The organism is Paenibacillus sp. p3-SID867 (assembly GCF_025142895.1).
Taxonomy (GTDB): domain Bacteria; phylum Bacillota; class Bacilli; order Paenibacillales; family Paenibacillaceae; genus Paenibacillus_AQ.
The window spans coordinates 39,215-55,421 of the sequence record NZ_JAMBDM010000014.1 but is presented as its reverse complement, the minus strand read 5'-3'; the positions used below and the strand labels follow the sequence as shown (position 1 = coordinate 55,421).

15 protein-coding genes are annotated in these 16,207 nt (G+C 49.5%); 11 read left to right on the top strand and 4 right to left on the bottom strand.

Annotated elements, in window-relative coordinates:
* The first annotated feature begins 107 nt into the window (after nucleotides 1-107).
* From M4D81_RS24995 to M4D81_RS24955, 9 genes are all read left to right on the top strand, one after another.
* Nucleotides 108-707 (top strand): TetR/AcrR family transcriptional regulator, encoded by a 600-nt coding sequence (locus tag M4D81_RS24995; RefSeq protein ID WP_260068421.1) that lies wholly within the window; start codon nucleotides 108-110, stop codon nucleotides 705-707.
* Between the two features lie 22 nt (nucleotides 708-729).
* A complete protein-coding gene (locus M4D81_RS24990; RefSeq protein ID WP_260068420.1) occupies nucleotides 730-1,509 on the top strand; it encodes an alpha/beta fold hydrolase in 780 nt (259 codons plus the stop codon).
* Between the two features lie 503 nt (nucleotides 1,510-2,012).
* A complete protein-coding gene (locus tag M4D81_RS24985; protein ID WP_260068488.1) occupies nucleotides 2,013-2,516 on the top strand; it encodes a GNAT family N-acetyltransferase in 504 nt (167 codons plus the stop codon).
* 109 nt (nucleotides 2,517-2,625) lie between these two features.
* Nucleotides 2,626-3,819, top strand: a complete 1,194-nt coding sequence (locus M4D81_RS24980) for an acyl-CoA dehydrogenase family protein (protein ID WP_260068419.1) — start codon at nucleotides 2,626-2,628, stop codon at nucleotides 3,817-3,819.
* A gap of 292 nt (nucleotides 3,820-4,111) precedes the next feature.
* Entirely contained in the window at nucleotides 4,112-4,780 is a 669-nt protein-coding gene (locus M4D81_RS24975) for a hypothetical protein (protein WP_260068418.1), read from the top strand.
* A 162-nt stretch (nucleotides 4,781-4,942) separates the two neighbouring features.
* Entirely contained in the window at nucleotides 4,943-5,716 is a 774-nt protein-coding gene (locus tag M4D81_RS24970) for a hypothetical protein (protein ID WP_260068417.1), read from the top strand.
* A 157-nt stretch (nucleotides 5,717-5,873) separates the two neighbouring features.
* Nucleotides 5,874-6,644 (top strand): MerR family transcriptional regulator, encoded by a 771-nt coding sequence (locus tag M4D81_RS24965; RefSeq protein ID WP_071221938.1) that lies wholly within the window; start codon nucleotides 5,874-5,876, stop codon nucleotides 6,642-6,644.
* Between the two features lie 285 nt (nucleotides 6,645-6,929).
* Complete coding sequence (locus tag M4D81_RS24960) at nucleotides 6,930-8,354, top strand: alanine/glycine:cation symporter family protein (RefSeq protein ID WP_260068416.1); 1,425 nt, start codon at nucleotides 6,930-6,932, stop codon at nucleotides 8,352-8,354.
* 142 nt (nucleotides 8,355-8,496) lie between these two features.
* Complete coding sequence (locus M4D81_RS24955) at nucleotides 8,497-9,453, top strand: anti-sigma factor C-terminal domain-containing protein (protein ID WP_260068487.1); 957 nt, start codon at nucleotides 8,497-8,499, stop codon at nucleotides 9,451-9,453.
* A gap of 163 nt (nucleotides 9,454-9,616) precedes the next feature.
* On the opposite strand, the gene M4D81_RS24950 is transcribed toward M4D81_RS24955, so the two are convergent.
* From M4D81_RS24950 to M4D81_RS24940, 3 genes are all read right to left on the bottom strand, one after another.
* The gene (locus tag M4D81_RS24950; RefSeq protein ID WP_260068415.1) at nucleotides 9,617-10,132 is read right to left on the bottom strand and encodes a DinB family protein; all 516 of its coding nucleotides are present in this window, start codon (nucleotides 10,130-10,132) and stop codon (nucleotides 9,617-9,619) included.
* 73 nt (nucleotides 10,133-10,205) lie between these two features.
* Complete coding sequence (locus tag M4D81_RS24945) at nucleotides 10,206-10,811, bottom strand: class I SAM-dependent methyltransferase (protein WP_260068414.1); 606 nt, start codon at nucleotides 10,809-10,811, stop codon at nucleotides 10,206-10,208.
* Nucleotides 10,804-12,219, bottom strand: coding sequence for an NAD-dependent malic enzyme (locus M4D81_RS24940; RefSeq protein ID WP_071221934.1), 1,416 nt, complete (start codon nucleotides 12,217-12,219; stop codon nucleotides 10,804-10,806). The genes M4D81_RS24945 and M4D81_RS24940 overlap by 8 nt, the downstream gene beginning before the upstream one ends.
* Nucleotides 12,220-12,422: 203 nt before the next feature.
* Here M4D81_RS24940 and M4D81_RS24935 point away from each other — a divergent pair, with 203 nt between their 5' ends.
* Both M4D81_RS24935 and M4D81_RS24930 read left to right on the top strand, forming a co-directional pair.
* Nucleotides 12,423-12,722, top strand: coding sequence for a hypothetical protein (locus tag M4D81_RS24935; RefSeq protein WP_071221933.1), 300 nt, complete (start codon nucleotides 12,423-12,425; stop codon nucleotides 12,720-12,722).
* Between the two features lie 380 nt (nucleotides 12,723-13,102).
* Entirely contained in the window at nucleotides 13,103-14,137 is a 1,035-nt protein-coding gene (locus M4D81_RS24930) for a lytic polysaccharide monooxygenase (protein ID WP_071221932.1), read from the top strand.
* A 1,032-nt stretch (nucleotides 14,138-15,169) separates the two neighbouring features.
* Here the strand turns inward: M4D81_RS24930 and M4D81_RS24925 are convergent.
* Nucleotides 15,170-15,931: a DeoR/GlpR family DNA-binding transcription regulator gene (locus tag M4D81_RS24925; RefSeq protein WP_071221931.1), complete on the bottom strand. Its 762-nt coding sequence runs from the start codon at nucleotides 15,929-15,931 to the stop codon at nucleotides 15,170-15,172.
* Between the last annotated feature and the right edge of the window lie 276 nt (nucleotides 15,932-16,207).

Below are 16,207 nucleotides of genomic sequence, written 5' to 3'. Positions count from 1 at the left end.
TTGATGTGCGAGTTCATCTCCAGGCATTTCACGGTTTACACTCGAGAAAGTTTATGAAACAATAGTTAGTAAATGACCATTCACTAACTATGGAGAGGAGATTACGCATGGTAAGACCTCGTGAATTTCAAGATGAGGCTATCTTCTACGGTGTCTACCGGGCACTGTCCAAAAAAGGATACGGACAAGCAGCATTAACCGACATCACACATGAAGTGAATATTTCACCGGCAGCCTTAATGAAGCGATTCGGTTCGAAGAAGAATTTGTTTCTGGCCTATAGCGATTATGTTATTGAACTAACCAGGCATGCCTTCCAGGAGGCTGGCCTATCCGATCAATCGAGACTTGATGCACTAAAGGCCGTATTTAAGCATGCGGTTTCCCATATGAAAGATCCTGTTGAATTGGCGAACCATACTTCCTTCTATTTAGAAGGGACGAATGACCCCGATTTGTTGGAGAAAACCCGGTATCGACTGCAGCTGATTGATGCGTTTACCCGGCAGATGCTGAGCCAGGCGATCACGAACAAAGAAATCGCAGAATGCGACGTGGCTATGGTTAGCCGGGTACTGCAAGCTGCCATCAGCGGGGCTATGATGATCTGGATTAAAGAGTCAAACCGAACGTTGGAGGAACTGTTTGATGAGTGCTTTCAGGTGATATTTGCTCCGTTACGGAATGTCGGTACGCAATCTTTTTAAATATAGCAAGGAGGATGGTTATATGCCGATTTTCAAAGGAAGGGAAGTCGATCTGTACTATGAAGTAAAGGGAGAAGGAAAGCCGCTTGTTTTTACGCATGGTGCCTCATGGAATCATGAACAATGGCGGCCGCAAGTCGATTATTTCTCACGTCAGTATCAGACCTTGGTATGGGATATCCGGGGACATGGTTCCTCTTCCTTGCCGGACGGAAAGGTGGATTCGGAGGATTTCAGCAGGGATTTGGCGGATCTGCTAAGCGGACTGGACATTGAAAAAGCGATTCTTTGCGGGCTGTCCCTGGGCGGGCATATTTCGCTGCAGACGGCCGTTCGCTATCCTGAGAAGGTTGCAGCCCTGGTACTGATCGGCACGCCGTTCACGAATGCGTTCAATTGGTATGAGCGAATGTTCGTGCCGCTGAATCGCTGGTCAAGTTACTTGATGCCGATGTCCTTATCGGGAAAATGGCAAGCGAAAATGCTATCCAAGTACAACAAGAGGAATCAAGATTATATAGAGAAAGCCTTTCGTTCCATCCCGCATTCCAACTGGGTTCGGATATGGGATGCGGTGACCCGGATGGACAGCACGCAGGATCTGCATAAGATCGATTGTCCAACCTTGCTTCTACAGGGAGAGAGCGACACAATGATCCGAAGGCAGCAGGCGTACATGCAGGAGAGATTGGTGAATTCGCGATTAAGAATCATCCGGAACGCTCACCATGCAACGAATATGGATAATCCCGATGAAGTGAATGAAGCCATCACTTCATTTCTGAAGGAGAACGCGATGTAGACTTATGACCAGTTTTACAGCTTGACGCGTTCATCTGATAATAGGTACAATATGTAAAACCTACTTTAAGGAGAGATTTGTTGTTCTTAACTTTGTTTGAACCTATAGGTTCTGAAGAGCGCATGACATAGCCGCCATTGGCTAGGTTTAGTTCAAGGTGCATTCTTCGGCCGGATATAGAGGAGTTAAGAACTGCGGAGATCAAGGAAGCCTTGGGTAGACTATCCTATTTGCGTCTTGAATCCGCGTTGCTTTTGCAGCGCGGATTTTTTTATTGGATTATTGAATTTGTAAGTTTTCAGCGAAGCTGAACCATTCGATAATCGCAAGAAAAACCTCATCTAAACGCGGTCTGTCATCTGTGAAGTGCGTCGATTGATGTTTTTCTTATGGATGCAATTAGCATATAGACTTCATGCAAAAGGCGGAGAAAGACTCAAGTTCATTTTCCGTCTTTTTATGTTTTCTAATAAAAATAAATCTGAAGAAGGACAGGTGAACTCATCATGGAACTGGAAACAAAACGGTTGCTGCTTAGAACATTGGATTTGGATTTGATTGACGCGGCATCGCGCCGGGATCCGAAGGCATTCGAGGATTTAGGATACCACAGTAACGGCGAATGGCCGGGCACCGACTTTTATGAGGCATTGCCTTTTTTCCGGGAGTTGTTGGTCAAGAATAAGGGTACGCGGGGTTTTGATTCATGGATTATGGTAGACAAGGCCACGCGCGATATTGTCGGCGGCATCGGATTCTTGGGAGATCCTGATCCGGAGGGCAGAATCGAAATCGGCTTTGCGACCAATCCAAGCCATCAGCGGCAAGGTTACTGTCATGAAGCGGCGCAGAAACTATTGGATTGGGTTTCGGGGCAGCCGGACGTCAAATCCATCATCGCTAGATGCGAACCCGGAAATGCGGCTTCCCAGCATATTTTGCTTAAACTGGGATTTCAGAAGAGTTATGAGGATTCGGAATTCATACACTGGATATATCCGAATTAAAGGGGGAGCGGCGATCGGTGATCTCCTTCATTGACACCCCCAAATAGGGTTGCTACAATTTTGAGTATATATCCATCGGAATACAAGGGTTAGCAAGGAGGGGACGAACTTGAATCGATCCGGTTCCACAGATCCATTCATACGTAATGAACGCGAAGCCATGATCGCAGCTCTGTCCGAGAAGCTTGGGACGAAATTCGCGGAAAGAGCTCCCCGGCACGATTTGGAGGGTTCGTTTCCGTTCGAAAATTTTGATGATCTGAAGGAGTCGGGTTATCTGAAGCTGACCGTCCCGGCATCCTATGGAGGCGAAGAAGCCTCTGTATACGAAATGGTGCTTGCCCAGGAACGACTCGCCAGAGGCGACGGCTCTACGGCGCTGGCGGTCGGTTGGCATATCGGGCAAATACTCCAGCTGCGCCTGTCCGGGGCTTGGCCGGAGCCTTTATTTGAGAGGCTGTGCAAGGACGTTGTAGCTGAAGGCGTGCTCATTAATGAACTGGCGAGCGAGCCTGCGACAGGAAGTCCAAGCCGGGGTGGAAGGCCGGAGACCACGGCACGACGAGTGTCGGGCGGCTGGCGCATTACCGGACGCAAAACCTTCAGCACGTTAAGCCCGATCTTGAAGCAGTTTGTGGTTACGGCCGGTATCGAGCATAGCGAGAAGGTCGGTGCATTCCTCGTTCGAAGTGGACCCGGGGTCAAGGTCGAGGAAACCTGGAATACGATGGGCATGCGCGCTACGGGAAGCCATGACATGATTCTGGAGGACGTCTTCGTGCCGGATGCGGAAGTGATTCGGGGACTCGATTATGAGAAACCTGAGTTTCCCGTGCCAACCGAAGGCATTCTGCTTCACATACCGGCATGTTATATGGGGATTGCTTATGCCGCGCGCAATTTTGCCATCGATTTTGCCCGTCATCATAAACCGAACTCCTTGACGATCCCCATTGCCGAATTGCCGAATATCCAAAGACATATCGCCGAAATCGAAGTGGATCTGCTTACAGCCCGTAGTTATTTATATCAAACCGCCGACCGCTGGGACAAGGAAGTGGAGAACCGCGCTGCGCTTAAGCCTGAGCTGGGTCTTGCCAAATATGTTGTGACCAATGCAGCGGTCCGGATTGTCGATCATGCGATGCGGATCGTTGGAGGATTGAGTCTCTCCCGGCAGCTCCCGTTGGAACGAATGTACAGGGATGTCCGGGCGGGTCTTCATAATCCGCCCATGGACGATGTCGTGCTGACGAATCTGGCCAACCGGGCTATTTCGGAAGCTGAGGAGAAGGGGAAGTAAGACGCTTGATCGGATTGGATGAAAGCATGGACTGACTGCATATGCAATCGCGAAGGATCTACGGATAGAAACCGCTGGAGAGGGATGTCTCCGGCGGTTTTTTTGCACTGGATAGAGGCTCTCTCTTTGTGACTCCATTAAAAATGTCCACATCGGTAGTCCCTCCTGCTTCATATACATACAGTTGGGTTAGGATGGCGGGTTAACGGGTATAAAACCTATCATTACGTGCTGCAACAGGGATCAATCAAGATCCGGTCGTCAGGAGTTAAGATGAAAGGAGATATGGACCATGGATTCTTTACTGTATTTGGGCTTGGCCGTTGTATATGCTGCGCTGCTTCTGTATGGGTGTGTGCTGTTGAAGCGTGATTCTTCGCCGGGACTTCAGTATTTGCTGCTGGTCGTGACGGCCGGACTGGTCTGGGATAACGGCGTGATCGGCATCGGGAAGTACATCGGGGAGGGAGATCTGCTGGAGGGGCTGAACGTTACGCGTTTCTGGGTGCATGCGTTGGCAACGCCGCTGCTTGTGCTCGTGTCGTTCGATCTGATCCGCAAGGCAGGAAGCCCTTGGGCCAGCAAGCTGGCCGCCGCATGGGGAGCCTGGCTTCTCACTGCAGCTCTAATCGCGCTTGAGGTGATGACGGAGACGCTGCCGCTTAAGCTCCAGCCTTCCATGGAATACGGAGCGCTTCGTTATGTTCCGACCGAATCCGGGGGGCCGCCGCTCATGGTCATTCTGATCCTGATCCCTCTGCTGATGGCAGGCGTTATCGTATGGCGAAGGAGAAAGACGCCGCTGTTGTTTATCGGTACGGTGCTGATGGCTGCCGGGAGCGCCATTCCGATTCCGATCGAAAGTTCGGCTGCGACGAACGTATTCGAGCTGCTTCTCCTCTTATCCTTGTGGCTGACGGTTCGCAAGCTGGCCTCCTACCCAACGTTGTCATTTCGATAGTAGCTTTTTATGATGTGCTGAAGCCCATTGGCATACCGCCACATTCAGCAAACCTTCAGCTGAGCCTAAGCCTGGCATAACGTTCTCCTAAGTTTACTTTCAGATTCCCTCTCTATACTTCAAATTGTAAGACAAACCATGAACCTAAAAGGAGAGATGACCATGAATCCGATAAGTAAAAAAGTATTAGTGAGCAGTATGGCAGCAGCGATTGTGCTGGGGGGAGCCGGGTATCTTCAGAGCAAGGCTTTTGCCGCGACGAGCACAGACGCTGCCGCCTCGGTATCACAGAATAGTCAGACGGAGACAGATCAATCGGCTGCCGATGCAGGCAAGAACCGAGATGGAAATTGGATGGATCGTAAGGGTGGCGGTCCTCGCGGCGGCAACATCGTCAAAGAGACGGCAGAGGTTCTTGGGCTCACGGAGGCAGAGATTCGCACAGCGCTTGAAGCGGGCAGCACATTCGTCGAAATTGCCGAAGGCCAAGGAATGACCCAATCCGTGTTTGTGCAGAAGCTGATCGTTCTGGAAACCGCCAAGCTTGATGAACGCCTGAGTGAAGGCAGCATGACGGAAACCGAAGCGACCGAGTGGAAAGAGGGGCTGAGCGACCGCCTTACTCAAATCGTGGAGAGCAGCGAAGCCGGTTTTGGAACAGGCCATGGCAAAGGCGGCCGAGGCTTCGGCAAATTCGGTAATCCGGAGGAACTCGCAGCTCTGCTTGGATTGTCTGAGGACGAATTGAAGGCAGAAATGAAGGAAGGGCAGTCGCTAGCCGAGATCGCGGCCGCGAAGGGAATTACGGAGGATCAATTGATTCAGAAGCTGAAGGATCAAATGACCGAGCCGTTGAAGCAGTGGGTGAACGAGAAGCATACGAACGCTCATGAGGCAGCAGATCCTGCTGCAGACAAGGAAGCGGACGCGGAGTAACATACTGAAGTAGATCGTTGGGGAGACTGGATGATATTCTGTTAAGAATACATTCAGTTTCTTTTTTATTTAAGAAGTTTGTAATTTTTTTTGCACAGCGTGTTGACCTTAACGTTACGTAAAGGTGTACATTGATGTTGTCAGGAGGTGAGAAACCATGGAATACACGGTGCAGAAGCTTGGAAGGCTGGCAGGAATAAGTACCCGGACGCTCCGTTATTACGATGAAATCGGTATTCTGAAGCCGGCCAGAATCAACTCGTCGGGATATCGGATCTATGGGCAGGAGGAGGTCAATCAATTGCAGCAGATTTTGTTTTACCGGGAGCTCGGGCTTCAATTGGACGATATCAAAGAGATTATGACCTCACCATCCTTCAACCGGACCAAGGCGCTCCAAGAACACCATGCGCAGCTCCTAGACAAAAGAAGGCAATTGGATTTGCTGATTACCAATGTGGAGAACACGATCGCCTCCGCCGAAGGGAGAATAACCATGAGTGACCAAGAGAAATTTGAAGGATTCAAGCAGAAGCTGATTGATGATAACGAGAAGAAATACGGTAAGGAAATTCGCGAGAAGTATGGCGATGAGATTGTAAATAAATCCAATGCCCAGCTGAAAAATATGACGCAAGAACAGCATGAGGAAGTAACGCGTCTGGCTGATGAGCTGTACGAGACGCTGGCCGAAGCGTTTAAGCAAGGCGATCCTGCCAGTGAGCTGGCCCAGAAGGCGGCTGATCTTCACAAGCGTTGGCTCACTTATTATTGGAACGATTACAGCAAAGAGGCTCACGCAGGCCTCGCCCAGATGTATGTTGACGATGAGCGCTTTACCGCTCATTACGATGAGAAGCAGCCTGGAACGGCGGTATTCCTCCGCGATGCGATTCTGGTCTATACGGGCATGAACTCTTCATCATAAACAGGCTGGTAGGGTAGGCAGCCTGACATGATGACAGGACCCTTTCCCTGTGCTTTAACACGCAGAGGAGAGGGTCTTTTTTAATTATGAATGTCCGAAAATCCCGCCCTGAGATCAACAAAGAATCGCCGCGAATAAGAAATGACGCAACCGCCCAGGTTAGGTGCAGCATTTTCCACAATTAACCTCTTGTGTTGGATGGGGAAGTAATGGTTAGATGAAACGTGGACTATTTACACAAAACCTACACACCATGGGTGATGACTTATATAGCGAGGGTAGAATATGGATCAAATTGTACAGCATGTAGTGAATATCTTTAATGATTTTTTATGGTCTAAGCTGCTCATCGTATTGCTGATTGCCGTTGGCCTGTATTTCACGGTGGGGACCAAGTTTCTGCAGTTTCGCCTGATCGGCGAGATGTTCCGGGTCATCCGCGAACCCAAGAGTAAAGCGAAGGGAAGCATTTCGCCCTTTCAGGCATTTGCCATCAGCATGGCGGCCCGCGTCGGAACCGGGAACATTACAGGCGTTGCCCTGGCTATCTCGCTTGGGGGGCCGGGGGCCGTATTTTGGATGTGGATTATTGCGCTTATCGGTTCGGCGTCCAGTTTTATCGAGAGTACGCTGGCCCAGATCTATAAAGTAAAAGATGGGGCGGGTGGTTATCGCGGCGGTCCCGCTTATTACATGCAGCAAGGATTAAAGAAACGGTGGATGGGCGTGTTGTTTGCGATCCTAATCACTTTGTCCTTCGGTCTTGTCTTTAATGCGGTCCAATCCAATACGATTACGATTGCCTTTGAGAATTCATTCGGAACCGACCGATTAACCATCGGCATTATTATGGCGGTTATCTTCGCGGTTATCATCTTTGGCGGCGTGAAGCGGATTGCCAAAATGTCGGAGCTGATCGTTGTGGTATTGGCTGTCCTATATGTCGGTGCCGCGCTGTTTATCGTATTGGCGAACATCACCAAGCTGCCGGAAGTTTTTGTTCTTATCGTCAAAAGCGCGTTCGGTTATGAGCAGGTTGTTGGCGGGTCGATCGGTGCCGCTCTCATGAACGGGATCAAAAGAGGGCTGTTCTCCAACGAAGCCGGCATGGGGAGCGCGCCTAACGCTGCGGCTACCGCAACGACAAGCCATCCAGCCAAGCAAGGGCTGGTGCAGGCGCTGGGCGTATTGATCGATACGCTGGTCATATGTACAAGCACCGCCTTCATCATTCTGTTTACCGGTGCCTATCAGCAGACCGGACTTGATGGAATCGCCCTGACGCAGGCCGCGCTGGGAATGGAGATGGGGGCATGGGCGTCCGACTTCCTGGCGGTGATGGTCTTCCTGTTTGCGTTCAGCACGCTGATCGGCAATTATTATTACGGGGAAACCAATATCGAGTTTTTGAAGTCGAATCGGGCATGGATATGGGTTTATCGGGCTTCTGTGCTGGCCATGGTTATCTTCGGTTCCGTTACCAGCGTGAAGCTGGTGTGGGATTTGGCTGACCTGTTCATGGGATTGATGGTGATTGTGAATCTTGTGGCTATCACGCTGCTATCCCGTACGGCCTTTGCCGCGCTTCAAGATTACATGAAGCAGAAGCGGGCAGGCCTGAATCCTGTCTTCACCAAGGATAGCATCAAAGGGCTTGATGATGTGGAGTGCTGGGACGGACAGAACGCCCCATTCACTGAAGGGAAATAATATACAATATTCGTCATATGGAATCGTTACGGTAGCTGCTTGTTTTTAGCTGCTGTAGCGATTTTTCTTATTTTACCGTAACATTAGCGCGATTAAACCGTTGTCTACATGAGAAGGTAGAGAGGAGATGGATACGGAAGTGATGAATCGGATAACCTGGCAGATAAGGGTGAAGCAGCTTATAAATGCTTTGTTAGCTGCGTTTCTTATTTATGGCGTGTATTATGCAGCCGTCTACATCTACCATGAAGAATCCGGCCTGAACGATAAATTCTTAAGGTCTGTCATGACAACGGTTGAATTGCATGAGAGTGGACTTATGGTAGATAAGCGCGGCTTGTATTCGGTAGAAGTGACGCCCTTCCTCACCCAGAAGAAAACGCTGAAAGTGTACAGGGATGTGGGGGAATGGCAGGTAATCGTTGGAGAGCTTCACGCGAAGAAGAGGTTATGGGGAGAATTGACCTATTCCATTGAAGAACTGGGGCCGTATCTGAACGGGGATGAAAGAAATCCCTTTTACCTGCACTCTGCCCTGCTGGAGGGTGGGAAGATTACAGACTCCCTTCATCAGAATGGTGCAATGAATCAGTTAGAAAAGCTTGAGGACGGCAACGTGGCGGAAATATTTTTCTCGCTTCGAACGTTGAAGTCGCCGGAGCAGGTCTTAAAGCTCTTGTCGGACTACGATGTTAGAGTAGCTAATATGGCTGTATATGCAGGTGAACTCAAAGCATTTAAGCCGGGTAATTACAGCTCTAGCAGTGCTGGTCACACAATCCCCCATTTTACATTGAGGCCCAAGGTTCAGTTTAGCGATAACCACTTTCTTTCTGCCTGGCATACTTACTTCTCATTGGATGCCGGGATCACGGATCATGTGCAGCAACTGATCGCCGACGTTGAATGGATGACGGACAACATCAAATATAACGGTGTGGATGAAGATAAACAGCGGCTGGCTTACCTAAAGAAAAATGGGGTTCAAGTTTACGGCGCGACCGTTACGGGACCTGTGCGTGAGCTGGAGAAGCTGAAGGAGGAGTCGGAATTCTGGGGATTCCGTTTGGGCCGCATCGAGGTATGGAATTGGAGTTAAGGCAGGCAGGCTCTGCTAAACCATTACATAATATAGCAGGAAAAAAGGCCTCAGCTGAGGCCTTTTTTAAATTTGGGGAGGTGAAGACAGACGATGTGGATCGGCAGCATGCCAAGGGGCATCCCTCCAGGCCAAATGCCGTGTAAGGATGCCCCTTCATAAACTACGTTAAATATTTATCCCGTAGAATATTCAGGTGATGAAGCTCATGACCGGCAATGACATAGGCGGCTGCCCGGGCGGAGAGCGGGTAATTGTTGAACGTGCCCTGGCGAAGCAGCGCTTCCTCCGTCAAACTTCCAACCAGCGTAATGGTAGACTGCCGGACGGCAGCATAATCCTTGAGGGCTTCCCGTAACGGAAGATGGCTGAAGGGAGAATTCTGGACAAAAATCTCCCGGTCGTACCCCGAGAATTCACGGGCATCTCCACGCGCGATGTAGAGAATGCGGTAGTTCCATAAGCGCTCTACATCGGCGATATGTCCGACCACCTGTTTTAGACTCCATTTCCCTTCGGCATAGCGAACATTTGCTTGATTTTCCGTCAGATCGCTGAGCGATCGTAACGTTTCATCATGCTGCCGCTGCAAAACTTCGGCAATAGGACCTTCGGGGACAAGAGAGACGTATTTTTCGGCGAGGGGCAAATATTCATTAGAATCAGGCCTTGTGTTCATAACAAGTTCCTCCAGATCAATTAATAAGAGCTTCGTTAAAATTTATGCCGACAGGTCAAAATGAATGAATGGATCAGGTTGCTTGCGCCCAGATCAGATGAACGATGCCGTTCCAATAGCGTTCTGTCTTTACGATGTTCAGTTCCGAGGCTTTCGCAATCTGGATCATGTCCCTGTTATAATGACAGCCGGATATCCGCCGTGCTGCCGGGTTGATCAGATGCTGAATAGAACCAAGGAGCCGGTTCGTGCTCATGCCATGCTCCAGTAAATAAACGCGGCCGCCGGGTTTGGCCCAGCGATTGATTTTATTCAGAGCTTTGACCGGATCCTCATAGCCGCATAGTGACAGGGTAGATACAACACAATCATAGGAACGTTCCGGCAGCTCCAGCGTCTCGATATCCCGTTCCAGGAAATGGGCCCGAATGCCAAGTTCGGAGGCCATCCGCCGTGCACGGCTTAACATCTCGGGACTGAAATCGACAGCTGTTACGTTCACCTTGTCACGATGATAGAAGGGGAAGTTCGCGCCGGCGCCGACAGCTACTTCAAGCACGCTACCCTCTGCATCCTGAAGCAGCCGCTGTCTCCATTCACCGAGCCTGCGCTGTCTGGTATTCCTTTCATATATCGCTGCCTGCTTATTGAACATCCGAATGAGGGATTGCTTATTCACGCGGGATTCTCCGGGCGACGCCGGTTTTGATCGCCGCTTTTACGACAAGCTCGCGAATGGCTTTCACGACGTTCTGGTTAAATACGCTTGGAATAATATACGACGGGTTGCGTTCCTCATCCGATACGGCGGATGCGATGGCTTCGGCTGCAGCCAGCTTCATCTCCTCATTAATCGTGGTTGCTCTGCAATCCAGGGCTGCACGGAAAATACCCGGGAAGCAGAGGACGTTGTTAATTTGGTTCGGATAATCCGAACGTCCAGTTGCAATGACGCCTACAATATCCTCGACTTCTTCCGGTTTAATCTCCGGCGTAGGATTTGCCATTGCGAACACGATCGGATCTTTAGCCATGGCTTGTACGTCTTCGCGGCGAAGCAGGCCGCCGGCGGATAGGCCGATAAACACGTCGGCACCTTGGATCACTTCACGCAGGGAACCTTCAACTTTATTCGGATTCGTATGCTCTGCGTACCATTGCCACATACTATTACTGTACTCTTTTCCAGCAACCAGCGCACCCTCGCGGTCTACGCCAATGATGTCCTTGACACCGGCCGACAGGAGGATTTTGCTGCATGCCACACCCGCAGCGCCGATTCCGCACACAACGATCCTGACTTTATCGATTGATTTTCCGACAATTTTCAGGGCATTGATCAGTGCCGCATACAGAACGACTGCTGTGCCGTGCTGGTCATCGTGGAACACGGGAATATCCAGCTCATCCCGCAGTCGTTGTTCGATCTCGAAGCAGCGCGGGGAGGAGATATCCTCCAGGTTAATGCCGCCAAAAGCCGGTGCCATGGCTTTGATGCAAGAAATGATCTCTTCCGTATCCTGGGTATCCAGGCAGATGGGGAAGGAGTCTACACCTGCAAATTGTTTGAAGAGCATCGATTTACCTTCCATCACCGGCATGGCTGCATAAGGGCCGATATTGCCCAAACCGAGCACGGCGCTTCCATCCGAGATGACGGCCACCGTATTTCTTTTAATCGTAAGCGTAAAGGCTTTTTTCGGGTCCTCCTGAATGGCTGCACACACCCGGGCAACATCTGGCGTATAGACGCGCGACAGATCATCGCGGTTTTGGATCGGAATTTTGGGCTGGGTTTCGATCTTGCCGCCAAGATGCAGCAGGAAGGTGCGATCCGAAACGTTGACGAGGCGGACGCCTTTCAGATTTTTCACGGCATCTGTAATTTTTCCGATATCGACGCTGTCCGTGACCGTAATGGTAATATCGCGTACGGTAATGTGGCCGCTCGCCTGAATAACGTCGATGGCGACCATGTCTCCCCCGGCTTCAAATATGGCGGATGCTACCTGGCCGAATTTGATTTCTTGTGTATTCATTTCTAGTCTGAGGATAATGCTCTTTCCTCCGAGTCCGTTGTTTTCCATTGCTACCTCCAAATGTTTGATCGATTACGTTATGCTAAGTGTATGTTACTGTGCAAAATGTTAACGTTATCATAGTTCGCTGAGCAGTGGTCAATTTCCTGTTTCAGTATAAAGAAACCGTGATATATATAAGAAGATTTTATTGGAAATACAAATGCTAAGGAGTATAATCGAAAGCATCTTATTGTGAAGGAGAGAGCGCCATGAATGCCAGAATCGAGGAACTTGAAAAGCGTTTGACGACCCAGCATCATAGGGATCTGTTCCTTCAGATGAAGCATACGTTGAAAGCCGTTGACGATTTGGCCGAACAGCACCGGATCTACCAGGCCGTTCAGGCACTCAGCGGCACACGCATTGTAGGATCGGAGGAGAACGTGTATTTTGACACGTTGAATCAGGTCAAGGAGCAGATCATTCATACGCTGGAGCTTACGATCGAGGACTTGGAGCATAAAGGGGATAAGCATTATCAGAAGCACTTTAAGGACGGCGTGGAATAGGAGTTGCTGCGCGGTCAAAACGGAAAGAACAACATGGAATGAAAGCATGGTTCCCAGGGGGAGGCATGCTTTTTTTGTGATTTTTTTCTGCAATTTCCGTGTGTTTTCATAACATTTCAGGTTACATATTTATCCAATTTCATTGAAATGTGTAACAAATCGTTGATTAGTGTTATGGGATAGGGCTTCCAGATGCTTTAAAATAATTATAGTACTGGTAAAGCTTGGACGATGGTTGTGGAAGATTTCCAAGTTTAGTCAAGTTATCAGTCAAATTAAGAGGGTGACTACTGTATCAAAGAAAGGGAGGTGGGCCGAGCAGCCGGAGGTTGTGTAAACGCTTTATTTATTATCTTTTATATTAAAGGAGGATTAATTGTATGACTTTAAGTTTGCCGAACAAAACTTGGCTCAAGAATCTGATCATTGCCGGTTCCACGATGTTGTTGATGACCTTGTTCATGGTATTATTTGCTGATAAAGCTTCTGCCCACGGATATGTCGATTCCCCAGGCAGCCGCGCCATTCTGTGTAAGCAGGGGCAAAATACCGATTGCGGCGCAGTCGTGTATGAGCCTCAAAGCTTGGAGGCTCCTAAAGGCTGGCCGAACGCAGGCCCTGCCGATGGCAAAATCGCCAGTGCAGGCGGCGTGTTCCCTAAACTTGACGAGCAATCCGCAACTCGTTGGAGCAAAGTAAGCATTTCCCCGGGAACCACAACGTTCCAATGGCATTTGACAGCCAACCATGCGACGGCAAGCTGGAAATACTACATTACAAAAGACGGCTGGAATCAAAATGCTCCGCTCAGCAGAGCTTCGTTTGATCTGACGCCTTTCTGCTCCATAAACTACGGCGGTGTAAAACCTCCGACAAACTATGCATCCACTTGTAACGTTCCTGCAAAGTCCGGTTACCATGTCATTCTGGCGGTATGGGAAGTAGCTGACACGGCTAACGCTTTCTATAACGTTATCGATGTGGACTTTGGCGGTGGTGGAACGCCGAACCCAGGCGTACCAGCACCGACAGGACTTACTTCCCCAGCCCAAACCAACAACAGTGTTTCCTTGGCATGGGCAGCTTCCACAGGTGCTTCCAGTTACGAAATCTACCGTGACGGATCCCTTGTAGGTACTTCCACTACAACCTCCTATACCAATACGGGGTTAGCCGAAGGAACGTCCTATACGTATACTGTGGTCGCCGTAAGCAGTACGGGCAGCAAATCATCCGCATCCGCGCCGCTTACCGTATCAACATCCGGAAGCGCAGCGACCTATCCGGCATGGAGCGCAACAGCTGTGTATTTAGGTGGCAGCAAAGTCAGCCACAACGGCGTGAACTATGAAGCAAGATGGTGGACTCAAGGCGAAACTCCTGGATCTGCCGAAGTTTGGAAGGTCATTCCTTAAATCGATCGTTTGACCGGATCCGGCGTCTAATGACTGCCGGATTTTTTTAGGCTTTAGCCAGTTGAGTGCGTGAACCGCGCGAAACAAAGACCCACCGCTATGCGGGTGGAGGTATATTTGCTTTTTTTACTTCCATTAAAAAGTGTAAAGGAAATAGCTTCTTATAAACGTAGAGGAAATAGCTTCCGTCGGCTACGCATTGTCCCTGGTGGCTCTTGGAATTACCTATCGAAATGTTGCGGGTTCACTGACTGTCGATGGTCTTCATTCAATGATTACATGGCTTTCGTCAACTTTAACGGACCCTAGTTCCGTTATTTAAGATCATAACCCGATTTTTCACAATGTTCCGGACTCCAGATCCGCTATTATGAGAAATACGGGAGCAAATACCGACTAAAACCGCAAATAAGGTCCGCTGGGTCCGCTAAAGTTACTTAAAGGGGTGTTTTCTATGAAATAAGGTATTCTGAGTCCGTTAGGAATTTCTTATACCAAAGAACAAGTACATCGTCCGCACTGCTCCCTTAGCGCACGGTGCGTGGTCCGGGGCATGCTTGGATTGACTGTCGACCGTTGAGTTTTGGACATATTGAATGATATGGCGATCGTATTTTGGGCGTTCAGTGAATTTTCTGTTTATTGCTTTTGGTCTAAGCGGGGGGATCGCGAAAAAAGAGCGAGTAATGGATGGTAAACATAACAGTGGAATATAAATAAACAAGCTGCTGGCAAGCAGCAGCTTGATCAGGCACCCCTAGGGGTGCCTTTTGTGTTTTCTGCAGGAAGGATATTCAGATATGCCGAGGTACGCCAAGGTATGCATTTATGAAAAGTATGCCAAGGTACGCAAGGTATGCAAGGTGTGCAAGGTACGCAAGGTATGCAAGGTGTGCAAGGTATGCAAGGTGTGCAAGGTACGCAAAGGTATGCCAAGGTATGCTAGGTGTGCAAGGTATGCAAGGTATGCAAGGTATGCAAGGTATGCAAGGTACGCAAAGGTGTATGCAAGGTACGCAAATTGTGCAAGGCTCAAACCCTGTACACGGTAATGCCCCGTTCCTGAAACGGCTTGATATCCGAGTCGGAAGCCTCAGTGCCGGTGACAAGGGTATGTATCGCGCTGTTAGGGGCGACCGTGTGCAGAGACAGCTTGCCGATCTTGCTGTGGTCGGTGACAACGACAATTTCACCGGCGGCCTGAATCATGTTCTGCTTGGCCGGGACGAGCAGCGCTTCCGGGTGCATGAGGCCATGCTGAGGATGCAGGGCAGGGGTACCGATGAATGCTTTCTCGACATGCAGGGATTTCAGCACATGGTCGGTAAACATGCCGTTTAGCATGTAACTCGAGGGGTACAGCTCCCCGCCGGTCAGGATGACTTTGATGCCCGGAGCATCGCGAAGTTCGACGGCGACGTTCATATCGTTCGTAATGACCGTAATGTCCGAGCGGTGCACAAGATGCGTTGCAATATGAAGGGTGGTTGTTCCCGAATCAATGATGATATTCTCCCCGTCTTCCACGAGTGAAGCCGCGAGCTGACCGATGCGTATTTTCTCGTCCCGGTGAAAGTTGGTTCGCTCATTAAAGGACGGCTCGTTATGCGTCCATTGCTCCATGATGACCCCGCCATGCGTTCGCTTTAAAGCGCCTTCCTGTTCGATCTCCGCCAGATCGCGGCGGATGGTTGCCGTGTGAACACCGAATTCAGATGCCAGCGCAGCAACCGTTGCTGTTCGGTATTGCCTTACGTAATCAATAATCCTTTTCTTTCGTTCATGTGCTAGCAATCGATAATTTCTCCCTTCCTAAATAGACCATGGGCTGTGCAGGTACGTTTGTACATACAATGCGCACTTTTGCTCTTTTATGCTTAAGGATTCCATGTCTATCTAGTGTACTCCCATTATGTTAATGCCATGTTAAATCCCTTGATGCGAAGCGAATTTACAAAATCCGTACGAAGGTCTAACACTCTCCTAATATTGCACATCTACAATCGAATTAAATAAAAATGAACAAAAGTGATCATTACATGTGCATTTGATGCGTACTTATTATCAGAT